Annotated in this window: 22 protein-coding genes; 7 read left to right on the top strand and 15 right to left on the bottom strand. The window is 74.0% G+C overall.

Annotated elements, in window-relative coordinates:
* Nucleotides 1-3 precede the first annotated feature (3 nt).
* On the top strand, nucleotides 4-657 hold the full coding sequence (locus ACFP3R_RS26075) for a polysaccharide deacetylase family protein (protein ID WP_380639295.1): 654 nt from the start codon (nucleotides 4-6) through the stop codon (nucleotides 655-657).
* Complete coding sequence (locus tag ACFP3R_RS26080) at nucleotides 654-1,955, top strand: extracellular catalytic domain type 1 short-chain-length polyhydroxyalkanoate depolymerase (protein WP_380639297.1); 1,302 nt, start codon at nucleotides 654-656, stop codon at nucleotides 1,953-1,955. The genes ACFP3R_RS26075 and ACFP3R_RS26080 overlap by 4 nt, the downstream gene beginning before the upstream one ends.
* 58 nt (nucleotides 1,956-2,013) lie before the next feature.
* Here the strand turns inward: ACFP3R_RS26080 and ACFP3R_RS26085 are convergent, their stop codons facing one another.
* The 7 genes from ACFP3R_RS26085 to clpS all read right to left on the bottom strand — a co-directional run bounded on the left by ACFP3R_RS26085 (nucleotide 2,014) and on the right by clpS (nucleotide 5,897).
* Nucleotides 2,014-2,964, bottom strand: a complete 951-nt coding sequence (locus tag ACFP3R_RS26085; protein WP_380639299.1) for a PLP-dependent cysteine synthase family protein — start codon at nucleotides 2,962-2,964, stop codon at nucleotides 2,014-2,016.
* 6 nt (nucleotides 2,965-2,970) lie between these two features.
* Nucleotides 2,971-3,243, bottom strand: a complete 273-nt coding sequence (locus ACFP3R_RS26090) for a MoaD/ThiS family protein (protein ID WP_380639301.1) — start codon at nucleotides 3,241-3,243, stop codon at nucleotides 2,971-2,973.
* Nucleotides 3,244-3,295: 52 nt separating this feature from the next.
* Nucleotides 3,296-3,751 carry a M67 family metallopeptidase gene (locus ACFP3R_RS26095; RefSeq protein ID WP_380639303.1) on the bottom strand — a complete coding sequence of 152 codons (456 nt, stop codon included), beginning with the start codon at nucleotides 3,749-3,751 and terminating at the stop codon, nucleotides 3,296-3,298.
* Nucleotides 3,752-3,760: 9 nt separating this feature from the next.
* Nucleotides 3,761-4,360: a DUF2231 domain-containing protein gene (locus tag ACFP3R_RS26100; RefSeq protein ID WP_380639305.1), complete on the bottom strand. Its 600-nt coding sequence runs from the start codon at nucleotides 4,358-4,360 to the stop codon at nucleotides 3,761-3,763.
* A 102-nt stretch (nucleotides 4,361-4,462) separates the two neighbouring features.
* Entirely contained in the window at nucleotides 4,463-5,044 is a 582-nt protein-coding gene (locus tag ACFP3R_RS26105; protein WP_380639306.1) for a P1 family peptidase, read from the bottom strand.
* Nucleotides 5,044-5,601, bottom strand: coding sequence for a DUF2017 domain-containing protein (locus ACFP3R_RS26110; RefSeq protein WP_380639307.1), 558 nt, complete (start codon nucleotides 5,599-5,601; stop codon nucleotides 5,044-5,046). The genes ACFP3R_RS26105 and ACFP3R_RS26110 overlap by 1 nt, the downstream gene beginning before the upstream one ends.
* Nucleotides 5,598-5,897: an ATP-dependent Clp protease adapter ClpS gene (gene clpS / locus ACFP3R_RS26115; protein WP_344036853.1), complete on the bottom strand. Its 300-nt coding sequence runs from the start codon at nucleotides 5,895-5,897 to the stop codon at nucleotides 5,598-5,600. Before clpS ends, ACFP3R_RS26110 begins: the two co-directional genes overlap by 4 nt.
* Nucleotides 5,898-5,975: 78 nt before the next feature.
* On the opposite strand from clpS, the gene ACFP3R_RS26120 reads away from it, so the two are divergent.
* A complete protein-coding gene (locus tag ACFP3R_RS26120) occupies nucleotides 5,976-7,250 on the top strand; it encodes a nicotinate phosphoribosyltransferase (RefSeq protein ID WP_380639309.1) in 1,275 nt (424 codons plus the stop codon).
* A gap of 14 nt (nucleotides 7,251-7,264) precedes the next feature.
* Nucleotides 7,265-7,834 carry an isochorismatase family protein gene (locus ACFP3R_RS26125; RefSeq protein ID WP_380639311.1) on the top strand — a complete coding sequence of 190 codons (570 nt, stop codon included), beginning with the start codon at nucleotides 7,265-7,267 and terminating at the stop codon, nucleotides 7,832-7,834.
* 120 nt (nucleotides 7,835-7,954) lie between these two features.
* Here ACFP3R_RS26125 and ACFP3R_RS26130 read toward each other — a convergent pair whose 3' ends face one another.
* Nucleotides 7,955-8,614, bottom strand: coding sequence for a hypothetical protein (locus ACFP3R_RS26130; protein WP_380639313.1), 660 nt, complete (start codon nucleotides 8,612-8,614; stop codon nucleotides 7,955-7,957).
* 178 nt (nucleotides 8,615-8,792) lie between these two features.
* Entirely contained in the window at nucleotides 8,793-9,956 is a 1,164-nt protein-coding gene (gene wecB / locus ACFP3R_RS26135; protein ID WP_380639315.1) for a non-hydrolyzing UDP-N-acetylglucosamine 2-epimerase, read from the bottom strand.
* Between the two features lie 526 nt (nucleotides 9,957-10,482).
* Here wecB and ACFP3R_RS26140 point away from each other — a divergent pair.
* The 3 genes from ACFP3R_RS26140 to ACFP3R_RS26150 are packed head-to-tail and all read left to right on the top strand — an operon-like array spanning nucleotide 10,483 to nucleotide 13,820.
* Nucleotides 10,483-11,058, top strand: coding sequence for a biotin transporter BioY (locus ACFP3R_RS26140; RefSeq protein ID WP_380639317.1), 576 nt, complete (start codon nucleotides 10,483-10,485; stop codon nucleotides 11,056-11,058).
* Entirely contained in the window at nucleotides 11,055-11,726 is a 672-nt protein-coding gene (locus ACFP3R_RS26145) for a nucleotidyltransferase domain-containing protein (RefSeq protein WP_380639319.1), read from the top strand. Before ACFP3R_RS26140 ends, ACFP3R_RS26145 begins: the two co-directional genes overlap by 4 nt.
* Nucleotides 11,727-11,768: 42 nt before the next feature.
* Complete coding sequence (locus tag ACFP3R_RS26150) at nucleotides 11,769-13,820, top strand: ATP-dependent DNA helicase (RefSeq protein ID WP_380639399.1); 2,052 nt, start codon at nucleotides 11,769-11,771, stop codon at nucleotides 13,818-13,820.
* Here ACFP3R_RS26150 and ACFP3R_RS26155 read toward each other — a convergent pair.
* The 6 genes from ACFP3R_RS26155 to ACFP3R_RS26180 form a co-directional block, all read right to left on the bottom strand.
* The gene (locus tag ACFP3R_RS26155) at nucleotides 13,795-14,475 is read right to left on the bottom strand and encodes a hypothetical protein (protein ID WP_380639321.1); all 681 of its coding nucleotides are present in this window, start codon (nucleotides 14,473-14,475) and stop codon (nucleotides 13,795-13,797) included. The genes ACFP3R_RS26150 and ACFP3R_RS26155 overlap by 26 nt on opposite strands.
* A gap of 76 nt (nucleotides 14,476-14,551) precedes the next feature.
* Nucleotides 14,552-15,961 carry a phospholipase D-like domain-containing protein gene (locus ACFP3R_RS26160; protein ID WP_380639323.1) on the bottom strand — a complete coding sequence of 470 codons (1,410 nt, stop codon included), beginning with the start codon at nucleotides 15,959-15,961 and terminating at the stop codon, nucleotides 14,552-14,554.
* A 37-nt stretch (nucleotides 15,962-15,998) separates the two neighbouring features.
* Nucleotides 15,999-16,706, bottom strand: a complete 708-nt coding sequence (locus tag ACFP3R_RS26165) for a peptidyl-tRNA hydrolase (protein WP_380639325.1) — start codon at nucleotides 16,704-16,706, stop codon at nucleotides 15,999-16,001.
* The gene (serB, locus tag ACFP3R_RS26170; protein WP_380639327.1) at nucleotides 16,703-17,929 is read right to left on the bottom strand and encodes a phosphoserine phosphatase SerB; all 1,227 of its coding nucleotides are present in this window, start codon (nucleotides 17,927-17,929) and stop codon (nucleotides 16,703-16,705) included. Before serB ends, ACFP3R_RS26165 begins: the two co-directional genes overlap by 4 nt.
* A gap of 78 nt (nucleotides 17,930-18,007) precedes the next feature.
* A complete protein-coding gene (ctaD, locus tag ACFP3R_RS26175; RefSeq protein ID WP_380639329.1) occupies nucleotides 18,008-19,795 on the bottom strand; it encodes an aa3-type cytochrome oxidase subunit I in 1,788 nt (595 codons plus the stop codon).
* A 127-nt stretch (nucleotides 19,796-19,922) separates the two neighbouring features.
* Nucleotides 19,923-20,708 carry a hypothetical protein gene (locus ACFP3R_RS26180; RefSeq protein ID WP_380639331.1) on the bottom strand — a complete coding sequence of 262 codons (786 nt, stop codon included), beginning with the start codon at nucleotides 20,706-20,708 and terminating at the stop codon, nucleotides 19,923-19,925.
* Between the last annotated feature and the right edge of the window lie 83 nt (nucleotides 20,709-20,791).

The raw sequence follows: 20,791 nt of genomic DNA on the forward strand, positions 1-20,791 counted from the left end.
ACGATGCTCTGGAGAACCCTCCTCGCCGCCACGCTCGTGGTGGTCGCGCTTCCGGTCGCCGCGTCCACGGCCCAGGCCGCGCCGTGCAACGGGTACGTGGCGTTGACCTACGACGACGGTCCGAACGGTCAGTTCACCCGGCCGCTGATCAGCGCGCTGCGCTCGGCGGGCGCGCGGGCGACGTTCTTCGACCTCGGTCGGAACGTGCAGCAGCAGGCGGGCCTGGCCCGTGAGACCGCGTCGGCCGGCATGTGGATCGGCAACCACTCCTGGTCGCACCCGTACCTGACGAACCTGGGCGCGGCCCAGGTGGCGACCGAGCTGGCCAACACCCAGAACGCGATCCGCAGCGCCACCGGCCAGACGCCGACGCTGTTCCGCCCGCCGTACGGCGCGACGAACGCGACCGTGCAGAACGAGGCCCGCAAGCTCGGCCTGACCCAGGTCACCTGGTCGGTCGACACGCAGGACTGGAACGGCGCCTCCACCGACGCCATCGTGCGCTCCGCCACCGGCGCGAACGCGGGCGCGATCGTGCTCATGCACGCCGCCTACCAGTCGACCGTGAACGCGGTGCCGCGGATCGTGCAGGGCCTGGCCGCCAAGGGCCTGTGCCCCGGCCGGATCAACAACTCCGGCCAGGTGGTGGCCCCGTGAGGAAGGGGCTCACCGCGCTGCTCGCCGGGGTGACCGCGGCGGCGGCGTTCTGCCTCGCCCTCGTCGCCGCGCCGCAGCCCGCCTCGGCCGCGGCGCTGACCGAGGTGACCGGCTTCGGCACGAACCCGAGCAACCTGCGGATGCACCTGTACGTGCCGGACCGCACGCAGGCCCGCCCGCCGGTGCTGCTGGCGGTGCACTACTGCACGGGCACCGGCCCGGCGTTCCACTCCGGCACGGAGTTCGCGCGGCTGGCCGACCAGTACGGGTTCATCGTCATCTACCCGACCGCCACGCGCTCCGGCGGCTGCTACGACGTGTCCTCGCCGCAGGCGCTGCGCCGCGACGGCGGCAGCGACCCGGTGGGCCTGGTGTCGATGGTCCGCTACGTGCTCCAGCGCTACAACGGCGACACCGGCCGCGTGTTCGTCACCGGCGTCTCGTCCGGCGCGATGACCACGAACGTGATGCTGGCCAACTACCCCGACGTGTTCGCCGCGGGCGCGGCGTTCGCGGGCGTGCCCGCGAGCTGCTTCGCCACCACCGACGGCTCGTCGTGGAACAGCGCGTGCGCCAACGGCCAGGTGAACAAGACCGCGCAGGAGTGGGGCAACCTGGTGCGCGGCGCCTACCCGGGGTACAGCGGGGCCCGACCGCGGATGCAGATCTGGCACGGCACCGCGGACGACACGCTGCGCTACCCGAACTTCGCCGAGCAGGTCGAGCAGTGGACCAACGTCCACGGCCTGTCGACCACGCCGACCTCGACGGACTCGCCGCAGTCCGGCTGGACGCGCACGCGCTACGGCGACAAGGTCGAGGCCATCTCGATGCAGGGCACCGGGCACAACCTGCTGGCCTCGGGCATGGCGCTGCGCGCGATCCAGTTCTTCGGCCTGGACCGCGGCGATCCCACCGGCACGACGACCACCACCACGACCACCACCACGACGACGACCACGACCGGCAACCAGCCGGCCGGGGCCTGCCGGATCGCCTACGCGGTCAACTCGTGGAACACCGGCCTGACCGCCACCATCACCATCACCAACACCGGCACGAGCGCGGTCAACGGCTGGCAGCTCGCGTTCACCCTGCCCGCCGGCCAGACCGTCACCGGCGGCTGGGGCGCGACCTGGTCGCCCACCAGCGGTGCGGTGACCGGCCGCAACGTCGCCTACAACGCCGCCATCGCCCCGAACGGGTCGATCGGCATCGGCCTCCAGGCCACGCACGGCGGCAACACCGGCAAGCCCACCTCCTTCACCCTGAACGGGGCGGCCTGCGCCGTCGCCTGACCCCGGCGCGGACGAGGGCCCCGCACCGGATGCGGTGCGGGGCTCTCCCGGTGTCGCCTCAGGCCCAGAGGTGGCCGTCGAGGCGCTCGGACGCCTCGTCCAGGGTGCCCGCGTAGGCGCCCGTGGACAGGTACTTCCACCCCGCGTCGGCCACCACGAACGCGATGTCCGCGGGCTCGTCCGCCTTGACCGCCTTCTCCGCCGCGGCCAGCGCCGCGTGCAGGATCGCGCCGGTGGAGATGCCCGCGAAGATGCCCTCCACCTCCAGCAGCTGCCGGGTGCGGCGCAGCGCGTCGTACGAGCCGACCGAGTAGCGGCCGGTCAGCACGGCCGCGTCGTACAGCTCGGGCACGAAGCCCTCGTCGAGGTTGCGCAGGCCGTAGACCAGCTCGCCGTAGCGCGGCTCGGCGGCGATGACCCGCACGTCCGGCTTGTGCTCGCGCAGGTACCGGCCGACGCCGACCAGCGTGCCGGTGGTGCCCAGGCCCGCGACGAAGTGCGTGATCGTCGGCAGGTCCTCGAGCAGCTCGGGCCCGGTGCCGCGGTAGTGCGCGGCGGCGTTGGCCGGGTTGCCGTACTGGTAGAGCATGACCCAGTCGGGGTTGGCCTTGGCCAGTTCCTTGGCCTGCGCCACCGCCTGGTTGGAGCCGCCCGCGGCGGGCGAGAACACGATGCGCGCCCCGTACGCCTGGAGCAGCTGCCTGCGCTCGGTGGAGGTGTTCTCCGGCATCACGCACACCAGGCCGTAGCCCTTGAGCTTGGCGGCCATGGCCAGGGCGATGCCGGTGTTGCCCGACGTCGGCTCCAGGATCGTGCACCCCGGGGTCAGCACGCCGGTCCGCTCGGCCTCCTCGACCATCGCCAGCGCCGGGCGGTCCTTGATCGAGCCGGTCGGGTTGCGGTCCTCCAGCTTCGCCCACAACCGCACGTCCTTCGACGGCGACAGCCGGGGCAGGCCCACCAGGGGCGTGCCGCCGACCGCGTCGAGCAGGGACTCGTACCTGGCCACGGCGGATCAGCCGCCCGCGACGGCCGGGAGGATCGTGACGGTGTCGCCGTCCTTCACCGCGGCCTCCAGCCCACCCGCGAAGCGCACGTCCTCGTCGTTGACGTAGACGTTGACGAAGCGGTGCAGCGTGCCCTCCTTGACCAGGCGCTGCTTGAGGCCACCGTGGTTGTCCTCCAGGTTGTCGATCACCTCGGCGAGCGTGGTCCCCGACGCCTCGACGGACTTCTGCCCGCCGGTGTGCGTGCGCAGGATCGTGGGGATCGAGACGGTGACGGCCATGCTGGAACCTCCGGGGAACCGGGTTGGGTGAAGAGGGGTGAGACGCGCGCTGTCAGGGACAGTCGGGCGTGTCGTCGGCGCCGGTGTGCGAGAACATGTACGACTCGACGACCTCGACCGGTTCCTCGGTCACCACACCGTCCACGATCCGGTACGAGCGCAGCTCGTGCTGCTCGGGGTCCCGGGTGGAGATGAGCACGTAGTGCGCCTGCGGTTCGCTCGCGTAGGAGATGTCCGTGCGCGACGGGTACGCCTCCGTCGCGGTGTGGGAGTGGTAGACGACGACGGTCTCCTCGTCGTTCGCGCCCATCTCCCGGTGGACGCGCAACTGCTCCATCGAGTCGAAGCGGTAGAAGGTCGGCGAGCGCTCGGCGTTGTCCATCGCGATGAAGCGCTCCGGGCGGTCGGAGCCCTCGGGGCCCGCGATGATCCCGCATGCCTCGTCGGGGTGGTCACGACGGGCGTGCGCCACCATCTCGTCGACGAGGTCACGGCGAATCACCAGCACGCGCCCATCCTACGTGGTGGCGGAAGGCGTCCCGCCCCGTGAGACATCCCACTCCGGCACCTGCTCGACGGCCGCCGGCCCGAGTGCCATCCGGTCGCGCCCGACCCCCGCGCCCTGGGCGTAGGACAGGTGGCCGCCCAGCAGGCCGCCCACCCCGACCGCCGTCAGGCCCACCAGCGAGACGACCCGCGCCACGCCGCCGAACCCGTGCCCGCGCAGCCGGAAGGAGGTGAGGTAGCAGGCGGTCGCGGTCGCGTTGGCCACGAGGTGCACGAACGCCGTGCGCCGCTGCCGCTCGTCCAGCGCGGTGTACTCGGCGAGCCCGGTCGCGATGGCGGCGGGCGAGCCGACCAGTCCGAGGCCGATCAGCGCGCGGGCGGCCCGGCTCTCGCCCGGCAGCACGTCGAGCACGGTGGACGCGGCGAACATGCCGATCGGCACCAGCACCACCGCCGGGTGCGCGGGGTGGCCGAGCGGGCGCCCGCGCAGCACGTCGGTCACCTGGTGGCGCCGCAGGGCGGGCGGGATCACCTCCGCCAGCGCACCGGCCGCCTTGTCCAGCGCGGTACTCGACTCGACCCACCTGAGCAGCTTCTTCACACCAGACATGCCGACCGGGTACCCCACCCCGCGCGAGTCGAACGTTCGGACCGACCGTGTCGAACGCCCAGGACCCCCGAGTTCCACACCCGCGATCGACGTGTCCCCCGATCAAGCGCCGAGAACCACCCGTTCGAGGGCATCCGCCGCCCGCGCGCCCAGCTCGTCCGGCGCCGCCCCCGCGGGCACGCCCGTGGCCACCGCGAACACCGTCGACGGCACGTCCACCCCGGCCCGCGCGAACCCGTCCCGGGCCGAGATCGCGACCCTCCGGCACTGCGCCCGCGTCAGCTCGGCCTCCACCACGACGAGGCCCACCGCGGTCTCCCCCACCAGCGCCAACGCCTCCACCGGCTCCTCGGCGGCCGCCTCGCAGGCCGCGGCCCCGTCGCCGACGTCCCCGCCGCCGACCAGGCCCAGCGCCGCCGCCGCGGGCACGATCGGCACGACCTCGTGCGACCGGGGCCCCACCGGGAACCCGTGCCCGCGCGCCGCCAGCCACCGCACGACCCCGTCCACCGCCGCCAGCCCGCCGGACGCGAGCACGACCGCGTGGACCCGCTCCACCAGCGTCGACGGGTCCAGCAGGTCCAGCTCGCGCGTGCCGACCGGCGCGCCGCGCACGTCCACCCCGGCCACCGCGCCGGCGGGCGCCAGCACCACCACGACCCCGGCGGACCGCCCGACCAGCATCAGTCCATGACCGCCTCGACGAGCGTCTCCTGCACCCAGGTCAGCCACTGGTAGACGCCCAGGTGGGGCGAGCGCGGGTCGTCGGGCGGCAGGTCGTCCGGCATCTCGTCCTGCACGTCCAGCGCCGTCCCCAGCGCCAGCCGCACGTCGTTGAGCGCCGACAGCCACGCCTCGGCCTGCTCCAGCCGCAGCCGCACCTCACCGCCGTCCGGCGGGCACGTCTCCAGCACCACCCCGGCCGCACCGGTCTTCTGGTCCAGCAGCGCGGGCTCGTGCAGCGAGCGCAGGGCGTTGGCCGAGTCGACCTCGGACGGGTCCGGCGCGTCGGGGTCCAGCCGGTGGAAGTCGGGCAGCAGCCGGCCCAGGATCGGGTCGTCCGGCGGCGACGACGGCCCCGTCCGGATGCCGGTCAGCTCCGCCAGCTCGTCCTGGGGCGCCTCCTCGGCGCGGGCGAGCAGCATGTCCTGGATCTGGCTCACCAGGCCGCGCACCACGGCGGCCTCCTGCCGGTCGAACCGGCCCAGCACCAGGTCGTCCCTGCGGGTCCACTTCTTCACGAGGACCGCTGCATGGTCGCCCAGAGCCCGGCCGCGTGCAGCTTGGCCACGTCGGCCTCCACCTTGTCCTTCGTCCCGGACGACACGATCGCCCGGCCCTTGTGGTGCACGTCCAGCATCAGCTTCGTCGCGTGGTCGCGGCTGTAGCCGAAGAGCTTCTGGAACACGTACGTCACGTAGGACATCAGGTTGACCGGGTCGTTCCAGACCAGCGTCTGCCAGGGGCGGTCCTCGGCGCGGACCTCCTCCCCCACCGGGTCGGCCTGCGTCCGTTCCTGTTCGACGGGCGTGGTCATACCGCCAATGGTGTCATGTTCCGGCGGGTGGTGGAGCCCACAGGTGTCCCCGGTCGAACGGCTTTAGGCTCTCTTCCCATGTCGACGTCCCTGTTCACCGACCACTACGAGCTGACGATGCTCGCCGCAGCCCTGCGCGACGGCACCGCGGACCGCCCGTGCGTGTTCGAGGTCTTCGCCCGGCGGCTGCCCGAGGGCAGGCGGTACGGCGTGGTCGCGGGCACGGCCAGGTTGCTCGACGCCATCGAGTCCTTCACGTTCTCGGCGGAGGAGCTGGAGCTGCTGGAGCGCACCGACGTGGTCGACCGGGCCACGCTCGACTGGCTCGCGGACTACCGGTTCACCGGCGACGCGGACGGCTACCCCGAGGGCGAGCTGTACTTCCCGGGCTCGCCGGTCCTGTCCGTGCGCGCCCCGTTCGGGGTGGGCGTGGTGCTGGAGACGTTGGCCCTGTCGATCCTCAACCACGACTCGGCGATCGCCTCCGCCGCCGCCCGCATGGTCGGCGCGGCCAACGGCCGGCAGATGATCGAGATGGGCTCGCGCCGCACGCACGAGGAGGCGGCGGTGGCGGCGGCGCGGGCCGCGTACCTGGCCGGGTTCACCGCGACCTCGAACCTGGAGGCGGCCCGCCGGCACGGCATCCCGACCTCCGGGACGTGCGCGCACGCGTTCACGCTGCTGCACGACACCGAGGAGGAGGCGTTCCGCGGCCAGGTCGAGGCGCTGGGCGTGGGCACGACCCTGCTGGTGGACACCTACGACATCACCAACGGCATCGACACCGCGGTCCGGGTGGCCGGGCCGGAGCTGGGCGCGGTGCGGATCGACTCCGGCGACCTGGGCGTGCTGGCGCGGCAGGCGCGGGACCAGCTCGACGCGCTGGGCGCGCGCAACACCCGGATCGTGGTGTCGGGCGACCTGGACGAGTACTCGATCGCGATGCTGCGGGCCGAGCCGGTGGACGCCTACGGCGTGGGCACGTCCGTGGTGACGGGCTCGGGCGCGCCGACCGCGGGCATGGTCTACAAGCTGGTCGAGGTGGACGGGCGGCCGGTGGCCAAGCGCAGCTCGCACAAGGAGTCCCGCGGCGGGCGCAAGAGCTCGCTGCGGCGGCACAAGGAGACCGGGACGGCGCTGGAGGAGGTCGTGTTCCCGCACTCGGCCGAGGTCGAGGTGGGCGAGCACGACCGGCTGCTGGCCGTGCCGCTGATCCGCGGTGGACAGCGGGTGGGGGGGTTGGACACCCTGGCCCAGAGCCGGGAGCGGCTGCGCGCCGCGCTGGTGACGGTGCCGTGGGAGGGCCTCAAGCTGTCCCGGGGCGAACCCGCTGTTCCGACGACGTTCCTGTGAAGGAGGCCGATCTCATGGGCAAGGCGCTGGTCGTGGTGGACGTGCAGAACGACTTCTGCGAGGGGGGCTCCCTCGCGGTCGCCGGTGGTGCGGCGGTGGCGGCGGCGATCTCGGCCCACGTGGCGGCCGGGTCGTACGACCACGTCGTGGCGACGCGCGACTACCACGTGGACCCGGGCGGGCACTTCAGCTCCGAGCCGGACTACGTGGACTCGTGGCCGGTGCACTGCGTGGCGGGGACGGCGGGGGCGTCGTTCCACCCGGAGCTGGACGTGACGGCGGTGGAGGCGGTGTTCTCCAAGGGCGCGTACGCGGCGGCGTACTCGGGGTTCGAGGGGACCTCGGGCGGTGGCGAGCAACTGGTGGACTGGCTGCGGGCGCGGGGCGTGGAGGAGGTGGACGTGGTGGGGATCGCCACGGACCACTGCGTGCGGGCGACGGCGCTGGACGCGGCGCGGGCCGGGTTCCGGACCACCGTGCTGCTGGACCTGACGGCGGGGGTGGCGCGGACGACCGTGGACACCGCGTTGGCGACGCTGGACGAGGCCGGTGTGGCGCTGTCGGGCACGCCCCGGGTGGGGTGAGCGGTCGGCGCGGGTGTTGAACTCGGGGGTCCCGGGTGTTCGACACGGTCGTCCTGGGTGTTCGACTCGCGCGGGATCTTGGGGCGGGCGGAGGTGGGGGCCTCCGCCCGCGTGAGGGGGTCAGGGGGTCGGGGAGCAGGCCGCGGTGCCCACGACCACCTGGCCGGTGGCCTTCGAGTCCGGGGCGAAGGTGATGCGGAGCATGGTCAGGGCCATGCTGCCGTCGTTCGGCTCCGGGGTGGTGTTCTCGTTGAAGGTGGCCACGGCCAGGACCGCGCCCGAGGCGGACCTGATCTCGTGGCGGTAGGCCGGGGGGATCTCGTCCGGCAGGCCGGCGAAGCCCTGGAGGCCGTTCAGGCCCCAGTCGGTGCCGGTCCCCCGGTCGGTGGCGGTGCAGGTGACGCGCCACTTGCCGATGCGCAGGCGCGGGCCGCCCTCCGCGACCAGCGTGGACAGCTCGAACTCCGTGCCGTTCGCCTCGGAGGTCGTGGTGGTCGTGTGGTTGGTCGGGTCGACCACCGTGGTCGTGCACGACGAGGTGCCGGGGCCGAAGCGGATGCCCTGGCGGACCACCGCCTCCGACGACGCGCTGGTCACGCCGTCCACCGCGCACGGGGCCAGCGGGGCGATGTCGACCTGGGTGCCGTCCTTGCTGAAACCGGCGAAGCCGACCGACGCCACGCCCGGCGGGTTGGCCGCCCACGCGGGCGGCGCCGCGACCAGGCCGAGCACGAGCGCCGCGGTCACCGGAACTACCCGGCGCGCTCGGGTGTGGTTCATGGTGTTGCCTCCTCATTCCTGCGCATGAATACCCGCGCCGGGGCGGCGTGCCGCGTCGAACCCGCCCGCAAGTCACCCGCCGGGGACGCATCTCTTACCTGGTCGAGTGGTTTGTCACCCGTGGTGATCGGGTGAGATCGGGTGAGGTGGGGTGAGAGCGGGCGGGCCGCGGAAGCGGTCAGGTGGGGATGCGGATGGGTAGGCGCGCGGTGGCGAAGTCCGCCGGCAGGCCGATCAGCCGCTCCAGCGCGCCGCGCACCCGGGACGCGGCGTGGCCGTCGCCGAACGGGTTGCGCCCCGTGGGCAGCCGCAGCCGGGAGCCCAGCACCCAGCCCGCCTCGGCCAGGACGCGGATCGGGTCCGTGCCCACCAGCCAGGCGTAGCCCGCGTCGACCGCGGCCGTCCGCTCGGTCGTCCCGCGCAGCACCAGCACGGGCACGCCGAACGTGGGCGCCTCCTCCTGGAGGCCGCCCGAGTCGGTGAGCACCAGCGCGGCCCGCCGCAGCGCCCGCACCAGGTCCGGGTGGTCCAGCGGCCCGCTCACCACGATCCGCTCGTGCCCGCCCAGCGCCTCCGGCGCGGTCGAGCGCGCGGCCGGGTCCGGGTGCGCGGGCAGGAGCACCCGCACGTCCGGGTGCCGGTCCACGATCTCCCGCACCGCGTGCAGCACGCGCCCCAGCGGCTCGCCCCGCGACTCCCGCCGGTGCGCGGTGACCAGCACGAGCCGCTCGGAGCGCTCGTCGAGCACGCGCTCCAGCAGGGCCAGTCCGGGGTCGCGGGCGGGCTGGTCGGCGGCGGCTACCCGGCGCACCGCGTCCACCGCGGTGCTGCCGGTGACCACGATCTCGCGGTCCACCAGGCCCTCCGCGACCAGCGCGGCGGCCGCGTCGTCGGTGGGCGCGAGGTGCAGGGCCGCGATCCGGGCGATCATCTGCCGGGCGCCCTCCTCGGGGAGCGGGCCGCCCGGGTCGCCGGTGCGCAGGCCGGCGTCCAGGTGCGCCACCGGGGTGCCGCGCCAGAACGCGGCCAGCGCGCCCGCCAGCGCCGTCGTCGAGTCGCCCCGCACCAGGACGACGGCCGGGTCACGCACCCGGAGCACGCGGTCGACCTCCGGGACCAGGGCGGCCAGCAGTTCGGCCCGGGTGCCGGCGGCGCGGGGCACGTCCAGCTCCACGTCCGGCCGCAGGCCGAACGCCCGCAGGGCCCGGTCGACCGGGTCGGGGTGCCGGCCGGCGTGGACGATCACCGGCCGCAGCACGGGGTGGTCGGCCAGGGCCAGCGCCACGGGGGCGATCTTCACCGCTTCGGGTCTCGTGCCCGCCAGCAGCAGGACTTCCTTCACCTTGCTCCCATCTCTGCTCGCTCCCGTCTCCGCGGGGGTGCGGCGCCCCGGCACCGGGATCGCGGTACCGGGGCGCCGGGGACGCGGTGCCCCGGCGACCGCGGGGCGGCACGCCGTTCGGGCACGCGCGGGGCTCCTTCCTCGCGGGGGTGTCCGGGCGGGGGTGTCCTCGCGGGGTGTCCGGGCGGGTGTGTCCGGGTGGGTATTGCCCTATCGGCCCACGACCGGCCGGGCTGAGGGGTGCTGCCCGCAACGGACCAAGCGCTCCACCCGAAGCGCGCAACCGGGACCACTGAAGGTGGAATCAGCCCCGAAAAGACTTCACGTTGTCACTCGATCCGGGGGTGTGGTGAGTCGAACGCCCGTCCGATGGTCAGCACATAGCCCTGTCGGGCGATCCCCGGTCGAGGGACCGGCGCGGCGTGACGTGGGCAACTCCGGACCGGCTCCGCGGCCCTCCGACGAGGACCGGACCGGGAATCGGCGGTTAGCCTCCCGGGGAAGTCGATCCCGTAGGAGGTTCGAAGTGTCCGTCCTCGCCGTTCCCGGCCGTCGCGCGGTCCTCGCCGACCTGGTGCCGGGCTCCCTGGCGCGCGACGTCGCGCTGGTCGTCGCCGGCGCCGGCCTCACCGGCCTGGCCGCCCAGGTGGTGCTGCCGGTGCCGGGCAGCCCGGTCCCCATCACCGGTCAGACGTTCGCGGCCCTGCTCGTCGGCGCGGCCCTCGGTTGGCGGCGCGGCGGTGTCTCGATGGCGCTGTACCTGGTCGCCGGCGTCGCGGGCGTGCCGTGGTTCCAGGGCGGCGCGTCGGGCACGCCCGCCTCGCTGGGCTACGTGGTCGGGTTCGTCCTGGCCGGCGCGCTGGTCGGGCACCTGGCCGGGCGCGGCGGCGACCGCACCCCGCTGCGGACCGCCGGCACCATGGCGCTGGGCAACCTGGCGATCTACGCGTGCGGCGTGCCGTGGCTGATGGCCGCCGCCGGTGTCGGGTTCGGCCAGGCGCTCCGGCTCGGCGTGACGCCGTTCCTGCTGGGCGACGCGCTGAAGATCGCCCTGGCCGCCGGGCTGCTGCCCGCCGCGTGGCTGCTGGTCCGCCGCAGGTGAGCGAGGCGTTCTCAGCCGCACTGGACGGGTCGGCGCCCGGGTTGGTGCGCGCCGCGCACGTGGTGGGTTCCGCCGCGCTGGGCGACCACCGGCCCGGGTCCGACCTCGACCTGGTGCTGGAGCTGTCCCGCGTGCCGGGCCCGGACGACCTGGCCGCGCTCGCCGCGGCGCTGACCCCGGAGCTGGACCTGGTCTGCCTGGTCGACGGCGAGCCGGGGCCGTGGGGGCGGGACGGCGCGTTCCACCCCGGGCCCGGCCACGACGTGACGCCCGTGCTGCTGCACCAGCTCAACCGGTGCTCGACCACGCTGCGCGGGCCGCGGCCGCGGTTCGCCGTGACGCGGGACGAGGTCGAGGCGTACTGCCGGCGCAACCTCGTCGAGTACTGGCGGCCGCTGCTGGAGCTGGTGGCCGGGGTGACCGGTCCCGGGCACCGCGACGGCGTGCTGTGGGTCGCGTTCGGCCCGGCGCGGCAGTGGCACACCATCCGCACCGGCGAGGTCGTGTCCAAGACCAGGGCCGGCGAGCTGGCCGCCGAGCACTGGCCCGACCTGGCCGACGAGCTGCGCGACCTGCTCGCCGCGCGGCGCGGTGAGCGGGTCGAGCTGACCGCGGCGCACCGGGAAGCCGTCGTGGCCCTGGGGAACCGGGTGCTCGCCGCGGTCTGACGCCCGCGAGGACCGACGGTGCCGGCGGGTACGGTCTTCGCCGTGCCCGCCACCACCGCCATCCCCGACACCAGAACCCTGCTCGCCGTCGCCGTGGAGGCGGTGGGCGGAGCCGAGCGGACCGGTCAGGTCGAGATGGCCGAGGCGGTGGAGCGCTCCATCCGCACCGGCGAGCACCTGGCCGTCCAGGCGGGCACCGGCACCGGCAAGTCGCTGGCCTACCTGGTACCGGCGCTGCGGCACGCGGTGGCCGAGGAGTCCACGGTCGTCATCTCCACCGCCACCATCGCGCTCCAGCGCCAGCTCGTGGACCGCGACCTGCCCCGGCTGGCCAAGGCGCTGAAGAAGGAGCTGGGCCGCGAACCCCGGTTCGCCATCCTCAAGGGCCGCCGCAACTACCTGTGCCTGCACCGCCTGCACACCGGCGCGCCCGACGAGCCGGAGGAGGCGGGCCTGTTCGACCCGTTCGCCGTGTCCCGGATGGGCCGCGAGGTCAAGCGCCTGCACGAGTGGTCCTCCGACACCGAGACCGGCGACCGCGACGAGCTGGTGCCCGGCGTGAGCGACCAGGCGTGGCGGCAGGTGTCGGTGACCGCGCGGGAGTGCCTGGGCGTGGCCAAGTGCCCGATCGGGACCGACTGCTTCGCCGAGCGGGCGCGGGGCGAGGCGGGCCGGGCGGACGTGGTGGTCACCAACCACGCGATGCTCGCCGTGGACGCCCTGGAGGGCTACCAGGTGCTGCCCGACCACGACGTGGTGGTGATCGACGAGGCGCACGACCTGGTCGACCGCATCACCTCGGTGGCGACCGAGGAGCTGAGCGGGTCGCTGGTGTCGACCGCGGCGCGGCGCTGCGGGCGGCTCATCGACCAGGGCGTCGCCGACCGGCTGGCCGAGGCGGCCGACGGGCTGGCCATGGTGCTGGAGGACGTGCCCGCCGGGCGGCTCGACGCGCTGCCGCAGGCGGTGGCCGGCGCGCTGAAGGCGACCCGGGACGCGACGCACGCGTGCATCACCTCGCTCGGGCCGGAGCGCAAGGAGGACGTCGAGGGCGCCGCCTCGCGCAAGCTGGCGCTGACGCTGCTGGACGACGTGCACGACTGCGCGGTGCGCATCCTGGAGGCGTTCGACGACGACCACGACGTGGTGTGGGTGTCGGGCGACCACGGCGACCGGACGGCGTCGCTGCGGGTCGCGCCGCTGGGCGTGGGCGGGCTGCTGCGGGAGCGGCTGTTCGGCAAGCGCACCACGGTCCTGACCTCGGCGACGCTGACCCTGGGCGGCACGTTCGACACGCTGGCGCGGCAGTGGGGCCTGCCGGCGTCCTCCCCGGCGGTGAAGGCGCCGGGCACCGCCACCGACAAGGAGCCGCCGTCCGACCCGGGCGCGCCGCGCTGGACCGGCCTGGACGTGGGCTCGCCGTTCTCGCACGGCACCAGCGGCATCCTGTACGTGGCGCGGCACCTGCCGCCGCCCGGCCGCGACGGGTTGCAACCGGCCTACGTGGCGGAGATCGAGGGCCTGGTCAACGCGGCCGGCGGGCGGGCGCTGGGCCTGTTCTCCTCGATGCGCGCGGCGAAGTCGGCCGCCGAGGCGCTGCGCGACCGGCTGGAGTTCCCGGTGCTGTGCCAGGGCGACGACTCGACCGGGCAGCTGGTGAAGCGGTTCGCCGAGGACCCCCGGACGTGCCTGTTCGGCACGCTGTCGCTGTGGCAGGGCGTGGACGTGCCGGGGCCGTCGCTCCAGCTGGTGGTGATGGACCGCATCCCGTTCCCCCGCCCCGACGACCCGCTGGCCTCCGCGCGCCAGAAGGCGGTCGAGTCGCGCGGCGGCAACGGGTTCCTCACCGTGGCCGCCACCCACGCGGCGCTGCTGCTGGCGCAGGGCGCGGGGCGGCTGCTGCGGTCGATGAGCGACAAGGGCGTGGTGGCCGTCCTGGACCCCCGCCTGGCCACCGCCCGCTACGGCGGGTTCCTGCGGGCGTCCCTGCCGCCGTTCTGGACCACCTACGACCCGGAGGTGGTGCGGGCGGCGCTGAAGCGGCTGGACGCGGCCAACGCCCCCGAGGTCAGCCGCAGTCGTCGACGCGCTTGAGCGCCGCGTCGCGCAGCTGCTCGTGCAGCGCGCTGACCTGGTAGCACCGGTCGTAGGTGTCGTACACGGCCAGGTGCAGGTCCGAGTCGGAGCGGGTCAGCAGCAGCGCGTCGCCCACCTGCGGCAGCTCGACGCCGGGCCGGTGGAGGTCGCCGTAGTAGTAGGCGTTGAAGTCCGCGACCGACCGGAAGTAGCCGGGTGGCCGCGCGTCCCCGACGAACGTCGCGGCGGGCACCCCGCGCTCGTAGGGCACCACGGCGGTGGCGGCGTCCGCGTAGGTGCCCTGGTAGTGCTGCCCCGGCTTCACGCGGTGCCTCAGCCCGGCGTTGCCGAAGCGGCGGACGTCGGCGCCGAAGGTCACGGGCCGGCCCTCGGTGGTGACGAAGAACGGGTGGAGCTGCCAGCCGGTGCAGAGGGTGACCAGGCGGGGCCCCAGGAACCGCCCCCTCACCTCGGCCACCACCTGGACCGGGGGCACCCCGTGCCGGGTCAGGAAGTCGCGGAGCCGCCCCGCCACGTCGCCGAGCCGGCGGGTCGCCTCGGCCCGCGCCGCGGCGTTGCGGCGCACCGCCTCCGCGCCGGCCTCCGCCGTCGACCGGTCCGCGGCCCGGCGCTCGTCCAGCGCCCGGTCCAACTCGTCCTCGAACCGCGACAACCCGGACCTGCCTCTCGTCGGCTCCCCCGCCGCTGGAATCGGGTCCGCGGCGCGGGCCGTTACGGGCGCGCCCGCCTCAGCCGTCCACGAGCAGGCCGCGCAGCGGCCCCTGGAGCCGACCGGCCCGCCGGGACACCCCCGGCAGCGAGGTCACCCGGTGGTCGCCCTCCGACTCGACCAGGTCCCGCCACAGCCCGTCGACCACGTCCTCCGGCGCGCGGTCCAGCTCCTCGACCGGGCGCCGCAGGTGCTCGGACCACAGCCGCAGCCGGGTGCGGCGGGCCAGGTCGGCGTCGTCGGTGACCACGTTGACCTCGGTGTCGTTGAACAGGGAGTGCTCGTTGAGGTTGGCCGACCCGACGCTGAGCCAGCGGTCGTCGACGATGGCCAGCTTGGCGTGCACGTACACCGACGACGAGGTCTGCCCGTCGTGCGAGGACAGGGTGGCGGCGATCAGCCGGCGGCCGCCGTCGTCGGCGTCGATCATCCGGCCCAGCTGGCCCCGGGTGGTGTCGGCGCCGTTGCTCGGCTTGCGCGGCAGCACCAGCACGACCCGGAACCTCGGGTCCGGCGGGGTGCGCAGCTTCTCGATCAGGATCTCGGTCACCTCGGGCGACCACAGGAACTGGTTCTCCAGGTACACCAGGCGCGTCGCGGAGCGCAGGGCCCTGAGGTAGGAGTCGAGCAGGCTGAACTCGCCGCGCGGCACGAAGTCGTAGGTGCGCTCGGGGATGGTCCGGACGAGCTGCGCGGACGAGGTGCCCGCCGGCCCCGGCACCGGCGCGGGCGGCAGCTCCTCGCCCGCGATCTCCTGCCACCGGGCCCGGAAGTGCTCGGCCACGTCCGCCACGACCGGCCCCCGCAGCCGGGTGCCGATGTCGTGCCAGCCCAGCGGGTGGCGCGGCGGGTGCTCCGGCGTGTCGTGCCGGTCGCCCTCCACGGCGGTGAGGTCCATGCCGCCGACGAAGGCGACGGAGCCGTCCACCACGACGATCTTCTCGTGGTGGCAGTGCATGGTCCGCTCGCGGGCGTCGATCACGCAGGACACGGCGCTGTCCCGCATGAACTCCTCCCGGGCGGCCCGGACCCGTTTGCGCGTCGGCTCGAACATCGGCACCGGCGGGCCCGCCCACAGCAGCACCCGCACCGGCACGCGCTCCGCCGTCGCCGCCAGCAGCTCGCGCAGCGTCGGCGCGCCCGGTTCGCGGGTCAGCTGGAAGTCGGGGCTCATGCACCAGCCGGCCAGGTGCACAGACTCGCGCGCCGACGAGATCGCCTCGGCCACGGCGGGCAGCAGCTCGTGCCCGTCGACCAGGACGTCGACCCGGTTGCCGTCCCGCACGGGACTCCGGGGCGACCACCAGCCGTCCTCCCCGGCGAACACCGAACCCCAGCCCAGCTTGCGCAGCCGGCGGGAGTGGTGCGCGCACAGCAGGCTTTCGAGCCCGTCACCGATCCGGGCGTCCACTACGTCCAACAGGGCCACGTCAGGGATGGTTGCCCTGAACAGGACGGATCAAACCTCACCCGAAGCGGGAGTTCACCGCCACGGTCGCGGTACCCGGTGCGACCTCCGTGTACCCGGCGTCGCGGACCAGCACGACGTCCGGCCGCGCCACCAGCCGGTCCCAGTCCGCCGCCGACGGCGTCCGGACCGCGCACCGGTGGTCGACCGCCGCCCACTCGTCCAACCGGGCCTCCGACAGGCGCGGCGCGAGCAGCATCGAGGCGTGCCCGACCTGCGCGGCGGCCTTGCCCGCGGTCATCACCACCCGCGGGTTCAGCCACAGCTCGTAGGCGCCCGGCGGCACCGGTCCCGGCTCGTCCGGCGGCAGGTCGCTGCCCGAGACCTGCAACCGGCGGAGCTCCCGGGGCAGCTCGGAGACCAGCCCCGGCACGAACGCCCGCACCTGCGCGCCGCCGACCTCGACCGTCACCCCGGGCAGCGCCAGCACGGCCTCCCAGTGCGCGCCCCTGGCCCGCCGCGACACCTTGCGGATGCGGCCGCGCACCCACGCGACCACCTCCTCGTGCCACTCGCCGCCGGGCAGGGCCCGCTCGTCCAGGCACACCGCGACCGCGGCCGCCGCCGCGGCCTCCAGCACCTCCGTGCGCGACGGCGGCGCCGACCGCTCGACGCGCAGCACCACCGGCATCGCCCGCACCGCCGCGGGGTCCTCCACGTCGGTGGCGTGGTGGCGGTCCACCAGCAGCTCCAGCACCGGGTTCACAGCCGGTTCAGCTCCAGGCCGTCCGCCGCGTCCGCGGCCTCCACCTCGGCCCTGGTCACGCCGAGCACGAACAGCACGGCGTCCAGGAACGGGTGCGACAGCGCGGTGTCCGCGACCTCGCGCAGCGCGGGCTTGGCGTTGAACGCCACCCCCAGACCGGCCGCGCCGATCATGTCGATGTCGTTGGCCCCGTCGCCCACGGCCACGGTCTGCCCCATCGGGACGCCCTCCTGCTCGGCGAACCGCCGCAGCGCCACCGCCTTGGCCGCCCGGTCGACCACCTCGCCGACCACCCGGCCGGTGAGCTTGCCGTCGATGACCTCAAGCTCGTTGGCCGCGCAGAAGTCCAGGCCCAGGTCGTCGACCAGCCGCTGGATCACCCGGGTGAACCCGCCGGAGACGACGCCGCAGCGGAACCCGAGCCGCTTGAGCGTGCGCACGGTGGTCCGGGCGCCCGGCGTCAGCTCCAGGGACTCGGCCACCTCGTCGAGCACCGACTCGTCCAGGCCGGCCAGCAGCGCCACCCGGCGCTCCAGCGACTCGGCGAAGTCCAGCTCGCCGCGCATGGCCGCCTCGGTGATCTCCCTGACCCGCGGCTCCACCCCGACGTGCGCGGCCAGCATCTCGATCACCTCGCCCTGGATGAGCGTGGAGTCGACGTCGAACACCACCAGCCGCTTGGCGCGCCGGGTCAACCCGGCCCGCTCCACCGCGATGTCCAGCCCGCCGCGCACCGCCACCTCGGCGAGCGCCGCCCGCAGGTCCGCGTCGCCCTCCGCCGTGTCGGCGGCCACGGACACCCGCAGCTCCAGGCCGGTGACCGGGTAGTCGGCCACGCCCCGGATGGCGTCGATGTTCACCCCCAGCGCGGCCAGCCGCCGCGCCACCTCGGTGAACGCGCGGGCGGTCACCGGGCGGCCGAGCAGGATGAGCACGTGGCTCGACTCCAGCCGGGCGGTGCGCCGGGAGTCGGCCCCGATCTCCACCTCGACCTGCATGGACACCGTCGCCATGGCCTGCTCGACGGCCTCCTGGAGACCTTCGGGGTCGCGGTCGGCGCCGACGAGCACGCCGAGCACCAGCCGGCCGCGGATGACGACCTGCTCGACGTCGAGGATGTCCACCCCGTGCCGGGTCAGCACCGCGAACAGCACCGAGGACACCCCCGGCTTGTCCGGTCCGGTGACCGTGATCAGGACGGGCGTGGCGGTGGGCTTGGTCACGATGGCTCCTATGCCAGACAGCGACGAGCCCCGGCGCCGTGGGCGGGCCGGGGCTCGTCGTTGAACCTGCGCCACAGGTTACTTGTGGTCGCCCTCGGTGCCTTCCGAGGCCGTGCCGGACTGGACCGCCTGGGCGGCCTTCTCCGACGGCGCGGCCTTCGCCTGCTCGTGCGGGATCGACTTGCCGGTGAAGGTCACGTGGGCCTCGTCGTGCAACCGCTCGATCATGTGCGGGTAGTGCAGCTCGAACGCCGGGCGCGCGGAGCGGATGCGGGGCAGCTCGGTGAAGTTGTGCCGCGGCGGCGGGCAGGAGGTCGCCCACTCCAGCGAGTTGCCGAAGCCCCACGGGTCGTCCACGTGCACGGTCTCGCCGTACCGGTAGGACTTGAACACGTTGTAGATGAACGGCAGCGTGGACGCGCCCAGGATGTACGCGCCGATCGTGGAGATCATGTTCAGCGTGGTGAAGCCGTCACCGGCCAGGTAGTCCGCGTACCGGCGCGGCATCCCCTCGTTGCCCAGCCAGTGCTGCACCAGGAACGTGGCGTGGAAGCCGAGGAACGTGGTCCAGAAGTGGAGCTTGCCCAGCGGCTCGTCCAGCATCCGGCCGGTGATCTTCGGGAACCAGAAGTAGATGCCCGCGAAGGTGGCGAACACGATCGTGCCGTAGAGCACGTAGTGGAAGTGCGCGACGACGAAGTACGTGTCCGAGACGTGGAAGTCGATCGCCGGCGCGGCCAGCAGGATGCCCGACAGGCCGCCGAAGAGGAACGTGACGATGAAGCCGATGCTGAACAGCATCGGCGACTCGAACGTCAGCTGCCCCTTCCACATGGTGCCGATCCAGTTGAAGAACTTGATGCCGGTCGGCACGGCGATCAGGAAGGTCATGAAGGCGAAGAACGGAAGCAGCACCGCGCCGGTGGCGTACATGTGGTGGGCCCACACGGCGACCGAGAGGGCCGCGATGCCCAGCGTGGCGTAGACGAGTCCGTTGTAGCCGAACAGCGGCTTGCGGCTGAACACCGGGAAGATCTCCGACACGATGCCGAAGAACGGCAGCGCGACGATGTAGACCTCGGGGTGGCCGAAGAACCAGAACAGGTGCTGCCACAGGATGACGCCGCCGTTGGCGGGGTCGAACACGTGGGCGCCGAGGTGCCGGTCGGCCAGCAGGCCCAGCAGCGCGGCGGTCAGGATCGGGAACGCCAGCAGCACCAGCACGCTGGTCACCAGGATGTTCCAGGTGAAGATCGGCATCCGGAACATGGTCATGCCGGGCGCCCGCAGGCAGACCACGGTGGTGATCATGTTGACCGCGCCGAGGATGGTGCCCAGACCGCCGACGACCAGGCCGGTGATCCACAGGTCGGCGCCCGCGCCGGGCGAGTGGATGGCGTTGGACAGCGGCGTGTAGGCGAACCAGCCGAAGTCGGCCGCGCCGCCCGGCGTGAGGAAGCCCGCCATCACGATCAGGCCGCCGAACAGGTACAGCCAGTACGAGAAGGCGTTGAGCCGCGGGAACGCCACGTCCGGCGAGCCGATCTGGAGCGGCAGGATGAAGTTCGCGAAGCCGAACACGATCGGGGTCGCGTAGAGCAGCAGCATGATCGTGCCGTGCATGGTGAACAGCTGGTTGTACTGCTCCGCGGAGAGGAACTGCATCCCCGGTCGGGCCAGCTCGGTCCGGATCAGCATGGCCATCGCGCCGCCCACCATGAAGAAGGCGAACGAGGTGACCAGGTACATGATGCCGATTTGCTTGTGGTCCGTGGTGCGGAACATCCGCAGCAGGAACGAACCCTTGACCGCCTTGCGAGTCCCGAAGGGCCGCGTAGCGATCGGCTGCGGGGCTACGGCCGTCACGGTGCCTCCTGCCTGTGCTGGTTCTGGCATGACCGGCGGGCGGGCCCGTCGGCTTCTCGGATCGTAGACGGCCCGGTTCCCGGGGGTTCGGCTGGGCCGGTTGCCGGCGCGGGCGAGGTAGCGCAGGTCACAGCCGGTGGGCGGGCCGGTGCCGGGGGCGGCGGGACCGGGTGGCGGCGAGCAGCGCCAGGCCCGTGACCAGCAGGGCGAGGCCGAGGACCACCGCCCCGGCGGGGGCGGCCCCGGTGGTCGCGAGACCGGCGGGCCTGGCGTCGGCGGCCGGGGCGGCGGGCGCGGTGGTCGTCGTGCTCCGGGTGGTCGCGGCGGGTGTGGCCGTGGCCGCGGTCGCGGTGGTGCGCGTGGTCGTGGGCCGGGGCGAGGTGGCGACCGGGGCGGCGCCGTTCGGGCTGGTCACCGGGGCGTCCAGGGAGGTGGCGGCGGTGCTGTCGGTGGTGGGCGAGGTGGTCGCCACCGCGATCGCGCACGCGAACCAGTGCTCGACGGCCGGGAGCAGGTCGTCCTGGTCGAGCGGCGCCCGCAGCCCCTCCCAGGGCAGGTCGTGGAGGGTGGCCGCCGGGTAGACGTGGTAAGCCCCGCCGCCGGCCACCACGACGCCGGTCAGCTCCCGGCCCGGCGGGAAGGCCACCACGTCGAGGTAGGGACCGTTGCGGGTGTGGGTGTCGGCGGGCGGCACGAGCTCGTCGCCGGGCAGGCCGACCACGTCGCAGGCGTCGCCCGGAGAGTCCGGGCGGACGTCGCCGACCACGGCGGTGGCCCGGCTGTCACCGGCCCGGGCGAGCGCGGGGCCGGCGGTGGCCGCCGAGAGCAGGGGTGCCGAGAGCAGGGCCGTCGTGACCAGGGCCGCCGAGAGCACGGCTGCGGCCGTGAGCAGGGCGCGGGTCGTCGTGCGCATGGTGCACCTCGCGGAGTCGAAGGAGTCCTCCACCCGGTGTATCGCCGTGGACCGTAAGGGCGTATCGGCGGACGATGGATTTC

The organism is Saccharothrix lopnurensis (assembly GCF_042658445.1).
In the GTDB taxonomy this organism is placed as follows: Bacteria; Actinomycetota; Actinomycetes; order Mycobacteriales; family Pseudonocardiaceae; genus Actinosynnema; species Actinosynnema lopnurensis.

Excerpts from the sequence above, each read along its gene's own strand:
- ACFP3R_RS26075 (WP_380639295.1), top strand. The coding sequence starts at position 4 with ATGCTCTGGAGAACCCTCCTCGCCGCCACGCTCGTGGTGGTCGCGCTT.
- ACFP3R_RS26090 (WP_380639301.1), bottom strand. The coding sequence starts at position 3,243 with ATGGCCGTCACCGTCTCGATCCCCACGATCCTGCGCACGCACACCGGC.
- ACFP3R_RS26100 (WP_380639305.1), bottom strand. The coding sequence starts at position 4,360 with ATGTCTGGTGTGAAGAAGCTGCTCAGGTGGGTCGAGTCGAGTACCGCG.
- ACFP3R_RS26105 (WP_380639306.1), bottom strand. The coding sequence starts at position 5,044 with ATGCTGGTCGGGCGGTCCGCCGGGGTCGTGGTGGTGCTGGCGCCCGCC.
- clpS (WP_344036853.1), bottom strand. The coding sequence starts at position 5,897 with ATGACCACGCCCGTCGAACAGGAACGGACGCAGGCCGACCCGGTGGGG.
- ACFP3R_RS26120 (WP_380639309.1), top strand. The coding sequence starts at position 5,976 with ATGTCGACGTCCCTGTTCACCGACCACTACGAGCTGACGATGCTCGCC.
- ACFP3R_RS26125 (WP_380639311.1), top strand. The coding sequence starts at position 7,265 with ATGGGCAAGGCGCTGGTCGTGGTGGACGTGCAGAACGACTTCTGCGAG.
- ACFP3R_RS26130 (WP_380639313.1), bottom strand. The coding sequence starts at position 8,614 with ATGAACCACACCCGAGCGCGCCGGGTAGTTCCGGTGACCGCGGCGCTC.
- ACFP3R_RS26180 (WP_380639331.1), bottom strand. The coding sequence starts at position 20,708 with ATGCGCACGACGACCCGCGCCCTGCTCACGGCCGCAGCCGTGCTCTCG.